Here is a 10,548-nt window from a genome sequence, read left to right as displayed (position 1 = left end):
ATCCATACGGATGTCCCGGACCATGGCCGAGCCTTATCAGCAGTCTGTAGAACAAGTCCTTGAAGAACAGAAAAGCTCGAAGGAGACAGGGCTTTCACAGGCCGGCGTGCATCATCGCCGGCATCACTATGGCGCGAACCGTCTACGCCAGGCCGCAAGCCTTCCCACGTGGCGTATTCTGATCAATCAACTCGAGAGCGTGGTTGTCATTTTATTGCTGAGTGCAGCAGCAGCGGCTGCTCTATTCGGTCGAACCATCGAAGCGTTGGCAATTGGAGCTGCTCTCCTGGTAAATACTTTGATCGGTTTTGGTATGGAGTTACGTGCAACCCGTGCCATGGAGTCCTTACAGCGTATGGGCAAGACAATTGTCAGGGTCCGGCGTGATGGTTCCGTACAACAGATCTCGGCCGACGCACTGGTGCCTGGTGATATTGTTTTGCTGGAGGCCGGCGACATGATCGCCGCTGACCTGCGCCTCATCGAGTCGAATCGCTTGCAATGTGATGAGGCGGCGTTGACGGGAGAATCGTTGGCAGTCGACAAGACAACAGATCCGTTAGCTGAACCGGCCCCTCCCCTGGCGGAGCGCAAAAACATGGCTTTCAAGGGCACCGCCGTCACTGAGGGTTCCGGGGCCGGCGTAGTGGTGAGCACTGGCATGGATACCGAGCTGGGACACATTTCCGATCTGGTGGAACAGGCAGAGCAGTCGATTACCCCTCTGGAAAAACGCCTTGATGCCCTCGGTCGTCGCTTGATCTGGTTCACGCTGGCAATAGCCGTCGTAGTGGCCGGCTCCGGTTTCTTAGCCGGCAAGGATCTGATTTTAATGGTGGAAACCACCATCGCCATGACCATCGCCGCAGTCCCGGAGGGACTTCCCGTGGTGGCTACACTGGCATTGGCGCAGGGGATGCGTCGTATGGCACGGCGAAATGCGGTGGTTAAGCGACTCTCTGCAGTTGAAGCACTCGGCGCAGCCAATCTCATTTTTACCGACAAAACCGGCACACTGACCGAGAACCATATGACTGTCGCTCGCCTGCTACTGGCGCGCGGTACATTGACGATAGAACAAGAAGGCAGCAATGGTTTCAATATTGATCACGAGAGCATTACCCCTGCCGAAGCCCCCGAACTGCTTGCAGCACTTGAAATAGGCGCCCTCTGCAATAACGCCAGTCTCCAGAAAAATGCCGTGGGCGATCCGACCGAAATTGCCTTTCTCGAGTTGGCCGTGAGAGCGGACATCGACCGCGATGTCCTGCTCGGGAAGTATCCGGAAGTCAGGGAGGTGAGCTTTGATCCCGATGTCAGAATGATGGCTACCTTTCATAAACATGGTTGCGAGTACAGAGTGGCGGTCAAAGGTGCGCCTGAGGCGGTTCTTGATGCCTGCCGCTATGAGCTCACGACCGAGGGTAAGATACCCCTTGACGATGAGCACCGCCAATATTGGAGTACACGCAGTGAAGAGCTCGCTGCTGAGGGTTTGCGCATGCTGATGCTGGCGCAAAAAACCGTCGACGACGAACAAGCCAATCCCTACGAAAACCTCACTCTGGTGGGCCTGGCCGGACTCCGTGACCCGCCTCGTGCAGGGATCAGAGAGACCATCGCTATCTGTCAGGCGGCGGGCATCCGTGTGGTCATGGGCACTGGTGACCACGCTGCCACTGCTCGTGCCATCGCCACTGAGATTGGCCTTGCCGATCACGGCCGCGACCCTGTAGGCACGGACCAATTGAGGGCGCTTGATAAACTCAATGAAGATGAGCGAAACCAGCTTCTTGACCACTCGGTGTTCTCACGCATAAGCCCTGAGCAGAAACTCGACCTGATCCGTTCTTATCAGGAGGCCGGTTGGGTCGTAGGCATGACCGGTGACGGAGTCAACGACGCTCCCGGGCTGAAGAAGGCAGACATCGGCATTGCCATGGGCCAACGCGGCACTGCAGTTGCACAGGAAGCTGCCGACATGGTGTTAAAAGATGACAGCTTTCATACCATTGTGGTCGCCATCGAACACGGCCGCACCATCTTCCAGAATATCCGCCGTTTCATCGTATATCTTCTATCAGGAAACCTGGGCGAGATTATGGCAATTTCAGCTGCAGCACTGGTCGCGGCGCCGTTGCCTTTGTTGCCTCTGCAAATCCTCTACATCAACTTCGTCACCGATGTCATGCCAGCGCTTGCGTTGGGTTTGAGCCGCAGTGAAGCTGGTGTACTGCGACAACCCCCCCGCGATCCTGGTGAACCTATTCTGACGCGCCGTCACTGGGTAGCAATCGGAGGTTATGGTGCATTGATTGCAACGTCGGTACTTTGCGCTTTCTCCATTGCCCTGGTGTGGCTACAAATGGAACCGGCAAGCGCCGTCACCGTTTCCTTCCTCACCTTCGGCTTTGCTCGTTTATGGCATGTATTCAATATGCGGAGTGCTAATTCGCCGGTAATTGTGAATGAAATTACAAGCAATGCATTCGTCTGGATATCGATCATTATCGGAACAGCCTTGCTACTGGCCGCCGCTTATCTTCCTGTTATCGCTGAAGTACTGTCAGTGCACACGCCCAGCTCCGAAGGGTGGCTGCTGAGCCTGTCTTTTTCATTCGTGCCGCTTATTATCGTACAACTTATGAAGATTGGCGCAAGCGTACGCCAAGAGCCCCCACCACCGCGGCAGACAGCAGCACCGCCATCTCGGTGAAGACGTCCGGAAACACAGTCATGATTTGGCCTCGCTCCTCCCCGGACTGCAGCGGCTGCCACCATGCTTTCTGCGCCACTTGCGCAGTGCGAGTTTTTCGAGTTCAAGAATCATAAATAGCGCCATGCCCAGCGCAATGATTTCCACGCCGTGTACGAAGTCCACCGGGCGGGTATCGAAGAACCGTTCCATGACCGGCCCATAGGTGAAGAACAACTGCAGGGTTACAGCCACCGCCACGGCGATCAGAACCGCGCGAGAGTTGAACAATTGGTCAAACTTGAACGATGGCGCGCGCAAATAGCGGACGCTAAACAGGTAGAAAACCTCCATCGCCACCAGGGTATTCACCGCGTAGGTTCGGGATTCCTCCAACGTGGAACCGTGCGTGCTGGCCCAGCCGAAAATGCCGAACACGCCGGCAGCCATCAGGGCCGACACTAGTGCGATACGCCAGAGCAGGAAGCCCGACAGCATCGCTTCGTTTGCCGGTCGCGGCGGCCGACGCATAGTCTCTGGTTCGGTGGCCTCGAAAGCCAACGCCATCGCCAACGCCACCGAACTGACCATGTTGACCCAAAGGATCTGCACCGGGGTGATCGGCAGGGTAAAACCGAACAGCACCGCGATCATGATGCTCAATGCCTCGCCGCCGTTGATTGGCAGCAGAAACACTATGGCCTTTTTGAGGTTGTCATAGACGGTACGGCCCTGCTCGACGGCATGCACGATAGTGGCAAAGTTGTCGTCGGCAATGACCATCTCGGAAGCCTCCTTGGCCGCTTCAGTGCCTTTGTGGCCCATAGCGATGCCGACATCGGCTCGCTTCAGCGCGGGGGCGTCGTTGACGCCGTCACCGGTCATGGCGACGATAGCGCCCTGCGCCTGCAACAACGTGACCAACCGCAGTTTGTGCTCCGGGCTGACGCGCGCGTATACGTCCACTTCACGCGCACGTGCGCTCAGCGCGGCATCGTCCATCCGGTCGAGATCGTGACCGGTAATGGCCTCTGCGCTGTTTTCCAGATTAAGCTGTGCCGCAATGGCGCGCGCCGTGCCGGCATGGTCGCCCGTGATCATCTTCACACGGATGCCCGCCGTCCGGCACTCGGCCACCGCCTCTATCGCCTCCGTGCGAGGCGGATCGATGAGGCCGAACAGACCGAGCAGCACCAGGCCCTCTTCCACATCGTTGAAATCCAGCTCCTGTTGGTGAGCTTGCGCGGGCTTACAGGCCACCGCCAGCACGCGCTGGCCCTGGCTTGCCAGGTCCTCCACCCGTTGCCGCCAGCGTTCGGCATCCATCGGCAACTCCTCTCCCGCTGCACCTTGCACCTTGGCGCAACGCGCCAGTATCTGTTCAGGCGCTCCTTTGAGATAGATGATGGCGCTTCCGTCGTGGGCATGATGCAGCGTGGCCATGAACTTGTGCTCGGATTCAAACGGGATCAGATCTGTGCGCGGGTGCTGCTGCCGTTCCATCTTCGGCTCCAGCGCGGCCTTGACCGCGAGCACGACTAGCGCACCCTCCATCGGGTCACCATGCACGCGCCAGTCGTCTGCTTTCTGTTCCAGCGTGGCGTCATTGCACAGCAGCGCAGCGCGGATCGCCTGCATCAGCAGCGGGGCCTGATCAGCCTCGACCGACTGATCCTCCAACAGGAAACCGCCGCGCGGGATGTAGCCACTACCCTCCACGGTGTAGAGGCCCTCCACCGTAGCGATGTTCTGCACGGTCATTTCGTTACGGGTCAGGGTGCCGGTCTTGTCGGAACAAATCACGCTCACCGAGCCAAGCGTTTCGACCACGGGCAGGCGGCGAATGATCGCATTGCGTCCGGCCAGACGCGTCACGCCGATAGCCAGCGTGACGGTGAGGATTGCAGGCAGCCCCTCGGGGATGGCCGCCACCGCCAGCCCCACCACCGTCATGAACATCTCGGCAGTGCTGAAGCCGCGCACGAGAACGCCGAATATGAGCATAGCCAGCGCCAGTACCAGCACCGTTCCGGTGAGTCGGCGCGAGAACACCGCCATCTGCCTCAGCAGCGGCGTGGTCAGGGTCTCAACCTGAGAGACCAGACCGCTGATGCGCCCTATCTCGGTGGCCGCACCGGTGGCAACGACGATGCCACTGGCCTGGCCATGGGTAACGAGGGTCCCGGAATAGGCCATACACAGACGGTCACCCAATGCCGCATCTTCGGTGACCGGATCAGTACCCTTTTCGACCGCCACGGATTCACCCGTGAGCACTGCCTCCTGTATCTGCAAGCCCTTGGCGCGCAACAGGCGCAGATCCGCCGGGACCTTGTCACCGGATTGCAATAACACGATGTCGCCAGGCACTAATTCCTCGGCCGACACGCTCACGTGCCCACCATCGCGCAACACCATCGCCTGCGAGGAGAGCATGTTACGGATGGCGCGCAGCGCGTCTTCCGCCTTGCCCTCCTGCACAAACCCGATCACAGCATTGACCAGCACCACACCGAGGATGACGATGGTGTCCACCCAATGCCCCATTGCCCCTGCAATGAGCGCTGCGACGAGCAACACATATATGAGGACGTTGTGGAATTGCGCCAACAGGCGCATGAGCGGACTGCGGGGCGGAGCCTCCGGCAACCGGTTCGGGCCATACCGTTCCAGGCGCTGCAAGGCTTCGGCCGTGTCGAGACCGGTGGCACCGGCATCGAATTCACGGAACACCGTCTCCTGTGGCTGGGAATGCCAGAGGCGTGTGGATGCTGACAAAGAAGAATTACGGCTATTTGATCCAGACATTGTTTCACCTGCTCAATGTCACGCCAGTACATGATTTGCAACGGTCTTCAATCCTTCATTCGCCCTCTGTCTCCAACCGACTGCCAATAAAAAGGGATAGAATCGTAAAAAATCTAACGAGAGATCAATAACTAACTGGCGCTGGAGACATAAGGTCTGGCACGAAGACAATTGGTTGCGGAGGCGCCGTTCAATTGCCCTCATATCATGCCAGACTTAATTTTCATCTCATGGTATCGACATGTTCAGCCTTGCCACACGCGATAAATACCATTGATGATGCAGAACATACTGTTGATTAGATTGATTTAATTTTTCTAAATCAATGCGCTAAAGGTTCCGGTCATTCCCACTCGATCGTCGCAGGGGGCTTGGAGGAGATATCGTAGGTTACCCGGGAAACGCCAGCGATCTCATTGATTATGCGATTTGAAACAGTCTCCAGAAGATCGTAGGGCAAGTGCGCCCAACGGGCTGTCATGAAATCGATGGTTTCAACGGCCCGTAGAGCAACGACATATTCATAACGGCGGGCATCCCCCACCACACCAACCGACTTTACTGGCAGGAATACCGCAAAGGCCTGACTGGTTTTGTGGTAAAAATCAGCGCGGTGCAGTTCTTCCAGAAAAATGGCATCGGCCCGGCGCAAAATGTCGGCGTACTCTTTCTTGACTTCGCCAAGAATCCGCACACCGAGGCCCGGGCCTGGAAACGGATGCCGGTAGACCATATCGTAGGGCAGCCCCAACTCGAGGCCAATCCTGCGGACTTCGTCCTTGAACAGCTCACGGAGAGGCTCCACAAGCTTCATTTTCATGGTCTCGGGCAAACCACCGACATTGTGATGAGATTTGATGACATGGGCCTTGCCAGTCTTGGAAGCCGCCGACTCAATCACATCAGGATAAATGGTCCCCTGTGCCAGCCAGTTCACATCCTTGATGTTGGCGGCTTCATCATCGAAAACGTCGATAAATGTGTTGCCTATGATCTTTCGTTTCTGCTCCGGGTCATTCTCACCCTTGAGTTTGGACAGGAACAGGTCTTCTGCATCAACACGGATCACTTTCACACCCATGTTGCTGGCGAACATATCCATCACCTGATCGCCCTCGTGAAGACGCAACAGGCCATTATCCACGAACACGCACGTCAGCTGCTCACCGATTGCCTTGTGCAGCAATGCGGCAGTCACTGAGGAGTCCACACCACCGGACAGGCCCAGCAAGACCTTGTCGTTACCGACCTGCTCCCGAATCTGGCGCACTGCGTCATCAACAATCTTGGCTGGCGTCCAGAGCGCCTCGCAGCCACAGATATCAAGAATAAAATGCTCCAGAATCCGCTTACCCTGCAAAGTGTGGGTCACTTCCGGGTGAAACTGAACACCGTAGAGGTTCCGGCTCAGGTCCTGCATTGCCGCGACGGGCGCACTCTCGGTGGACGCGAGCAACTCAAAACCGTCGGGCATAACCACAACCTTGTCGCCATGGCTCATCCAGACATCCAGCAGGGATTCTCCGGTGGCAGTCAGATGATCGGTGATGTCCCGAAGCAGAGGACCTTTTGCCCGCACCTTTATCTGCGCATAGCCAAACTCGCGCTTCTCCGAACTGGCCACTCGACCACCCAGCTGCTCAGCCATGGTCTGCATGCCGTAGCAAATCCCCAGCACTGGAATGCCGCGCTCAAACAGGCCTTCAGGAGCACGCGGCCCCCCCAGTTGGGTGACCGACTCGGGACCACCAGCCAGGATGATCCCCTTCGGGTTGAAGTCATCGAGTTCTTCATCGGTAATATCAAACGCCCTGATTTCGCAATAGACGCCGACTTCCCTCACCCGACGCGCGATCAGCTGGGTATACTGGGAACCGAAATCGAGAATCAGGATGCGGTGGTCGTGAATGTTCTGGGCCATGGAGTCCTCGGATCAAAAATAAATAACGCGGCCCGGAGGTTGGGCCGCGCTGAGATAAGGCGATGATCAGCCGATACGGTAGTTGGGCGCTTCCTTGGTGATCGTCACGTCGTGGACGTGGCTCTCGCGCATACCGGCGTTGGTGATGCGCACAAACTCCGGCTTGGTCCGCATCTCTTCCATGGTGGCGCTGCCGGTGTAGCCCATGGAAGCCCTCAAACCACCAATCAGCTGATGAACGATATTCCGCATCGGGCCTTTGCAGGCCACGCGGCCCTCAATGCCTTCCGGAACGAGCTTTTCAATACCCTTGCTGGCGTCCTGGAAATACCGGTCGCTGGAGCCCTGCCCCATGGCGCCAATCGAACCCATTCCACGGTAGGCTTTATAACTGCGCCCCTGGAACAACTCAACTTCGCCGGGCGCTTCATCAGTACCTGCAAGCAGGCTACCAATCATCACGCAATGGGCGCCTGCGGCTATCGCCTTGGAAATGTCGCCGGAGAAGCGGATACCGCCGTCAGCGATAAGAGGCACGCCACGGTCCTTCAGAGCTGCCGCTACGTTGGATACAGCAGAGATCTGTGGAACGCCAATGCCGGCTACGATCCGGGTGGTACAAATGGATCCAGGACCAATACCGACCTTGACGGCATCTGCACCCGCATCAGCGAGGGCAATGGCAGCCTGGGAGGTGGCGATATTGCCGCCGATCACCTGAACCTCCGGGAATGTCTGCTTGACCCAGCGAACCCGTTCAATCACGCCTTTGGAATGCCCGTGAGCCGTGTCCACCACGATCACATCGACTCCGGCTTCAGCCAGCGCAGTAATCCGCGCCTCGGTATCGCCACCCGTGCTGACCGCCGCACCGACACGCAACCGGCCCTGGTCGTCCTTGCAGGCCAGCGGGTAGTCTTTGGCCTTCTGGATGTCCTTGACGGTTATCAATCCACGCAGCTCAAAATTGTCATTGACCACCAGCACCTTTTCGATGCGGTGGCGGTGCAGGAGCTCCTTGACGTCATCCAGGCAGGCACCTTCTTTCACGGTGACCAGTTTTTCCTTAGGCGTCATGATGTCCCGTACCGGTGTGTCCATTCGGCTTTCAAAGCGGATGTCGCGGCCGGTCACAATGCCGACCAGGTCGTGGCCATCCACAACCGGCAGGCCAGAAATGTTGTTCGCCATCGTAATGTCCACCAACTCGCGAACAGTGGTTTCAGGCGTAACGGTGATCGGATCTTTGACAACACCGCTTTCGAACTTCTTGACCTTGCGAACCGCAGCCGCCTGCTGTTCAACGGTCATGTTCTTGTGCATGATGCCAATTCCGCCTTCCTGCGCCATGGCAATGGCCAGCTCTGCTTCGGTGACTGTGTCCATCGCAGAAGACACCAGCGGAATGTTCAGGGTGATACCTTTGGTCAACTGTGTCTGCAGGCTGACCTGGTGAGGAAGAACTTCGGAATATCCGGGGACCAGCAGAACGTCATCAAATGTCAGGGCTTCTTCGGCAATTCGCAGCATTGGGATCCGCCTTTTGAACGTGCTAAATTGGGAGTTTCCGTGCTGTACCCGCGGCGGCACAGCAAAGCAAAATCCTTAATCGATCTATTATAAAGGGGCTCTCGGGGACAGTAAACCGCGCCTTTGTTAAGGCCCAATTGCATCTTTTTGAAATCTCGCCATTTTTGCCTTCCCACTTTTCGGCTATTGCGTATGGATCACCACGGAACACCCTCCGCTACTGCATCATTTCAAGACACCAGGCCCCGTGCACTGAGCGTCAGCGAGCTGAACCACCAGGCCAGACATCTGCTGGAATCCAGCTTCATGCAGGTTTGGGTAGAGGGCGAACTTTCAGGATTTTCGCGCCCGTCATCGGGCCACTGGTATTTCTCTCTAAAAGACCGCAAGTGCCAGGTGCGCTGCGCCATGTTCAAAGGGTTTAACCAGCGCCTCCGCGTATTGCCAAGGGAGGGCGACCAGGTTCGCATTCGCGGCAAGGTTACGCTCTATGAGAACCGTGGCGATTTCCAGATCATTGTCGAGCACATGGAGCCGGCCGGCCTGGGCGAGCTTCAGCAAGCGTTTGACGAACTGAAGCGCAAGCTGCAGGCCGAGGGTCTCTTCGATACCTTGCGCAAAAAACCAATACCGGCAATTCCGGGGCACATTGGCGTTGTCACATCTCCCACCGGCGCGGCCATCCACGACATCCTCACGGTTCTCGCACGTCGTTGCCCAGCCATCCCCGTCACCCTTTACCCGACTGCGGTACAGGGCAAAGCGGCGACCGCCGATATCGTTCAGGCTATCGGGCGGGCCCAGGCTCATGGCGTGGCAGACGTTCTGATCGTTGGCCGGGGCGGCGGTTCTCTCGAAGACCTCTGGTGCTTTAACGAGGAAACTGTGGCTCGCGCCATCGCAAACTGCACAATTCCCACGGTCAGTGCCGTTGGTCATGAAGTGGACGTTACCATCGCCGATTTCGTTGCCGACCTCAGGGCGCCAACACCCTCGGCAGCAGCAGAAAAAATATCACCGGATCAGCAGGACTGGCTGAGGCAGATCCGGGAGCGGGAGCTCCGGCTCGCCAACTCCGCCCGACGCGCCCTGAAAAGGCTTAATACGCAGCTTGAACATCTCGCGGCGCGCCTCAGGGACCCGCGGCGCGAGCTGCTAGAAAAAGCCCAGCGAATGGACGAACTGGAGTTACGGCTGGGCAAAGCCGTGCGCCAACGCCTTGATCGCGTCACAGTCCGTAGTGAGCATCTGGCCCAGCGGCTTGCCATGCAATCGCCTGCGAGACAGCTGACAAGCAGCAGGGAAAACCTCTCGCGGTTTGAGGAACGACTGGGTGCAGCCATTCGCCAACGCCTGCAGCAGCGACGGGAACAATACGAGCATATTGCGCAGACCCTTCATGTGGTCAGCCCGCTCGCCACACTGGGTCGTGGCTATGCCATTGTCCGAAATGGCGAGGGAAACATCGTTCGTGACGCCTCGAAACTCAGTTCTGGCGAGCACATCAACGCACGGGTTGCCGAGGGCGATATCAGTGCTGTTGTGACCTCTGTCAATTGCGTGAAAAAATAGCCGGGGAATACCGCCTGACTAA

The 10,548-nt window shown here is 57.6% G+C and carries 5 protein-coding genes; 2 read left to right on the top strand and 3 right to left on the bottom strand.

Annotated elements, in window-relative coordinates; translation table 11 throughout:
• Positions 1-22 precede the first annotated feature (22 nt).
• Entirely contained in the window at positions 23-2,716 is a 2,694-nt protein-coding gene (locus BKP64_RS04165) for a cation-translocating P-type ATPase (RefSeq protein ID WP_198402641.1), read from the top strand.
• A gap of 18 nt (positions 2,717-2,734) precedes the next feature.
• On the opposite strand, the gene BKP64_RS04160 is transcribed toward BKP64_RS04165, so the two are convergent.
• From BKP64_RS04160 to guaB, 3 genes are all read right to left on the bottom strand, one after another.
• The gene (locus tag BKP64_RS04160) at positions 2,735-5,503 is read right to left on the bottom strand and encodes a cation-transporting P-type ATPase (protein ID WP_083329138.1); all 2,769 of its coding nucleotides are present in this window, start codon (positions 5,501-5,503) and stop codon (positions 2,735-2,737) included.
• Between the two features lie 343 nt (positions 5,504-5,846).
• The gene (gene guaA / locus BKP64_RS04155) at positions 5,847-7,424 is read right to left on the bottom strand and encodes a glutamine-hydrolyzing GMP synthase (RefSeq protein ID WP_070966405.1); all 1,578 of its coding nucleotides are present in this window, start codon (positions 7,422-7,424) and stop codon (positions 5,847-5,849) included.
• A gap of 66 nt (positions 7,425-7,490) precedes the next feature.
• Complete coding sequence (guaB, locus tag BKP64_RS04150) at positions 7,491-8,954, bottom strand: IMP dehydrogenase (protein ID WP_070966403.1); 1,464 nt, start codon at positions 8,952-8,954, stop codon at positions 7,491-7,493.
• Positions 8,955-9,146: 192 nt separating this feature from the next.
• Between guaB and xseA the strand changes: the two genes are divergently transcribed.
• Positions 9,147-10,526 (top strand): exodeoxyribonuclease VII large subunit, encoded by a 1,380-nt coding sequence (xseA, locus tag BKP64_RS04145; protein WP_070966398.1) that lies wholly within the window; start codon positions 9,147-9,149, stop codon positions 10,524-10,526.
• The last annotated feature ends 22 nt before the right edge of the window (positions 10,527-10,548 follow it).

The sequence above is a fragment of the Marinobacter salinus genome (genome assembly GCF_001854125.1).
In the GTDB taxonomy this organism is placed as follows: Bacteria; Pseudomonadota; Gammaproteobacteria; order Pseudomonadales; family Oleiphilaceae; genus Marinobacter; species Marinobacter salinus.
Note: the sequence above shows the minus strand (reverse complement) of the source record. Positions and strands in the feature narration are given on the sequence as shown.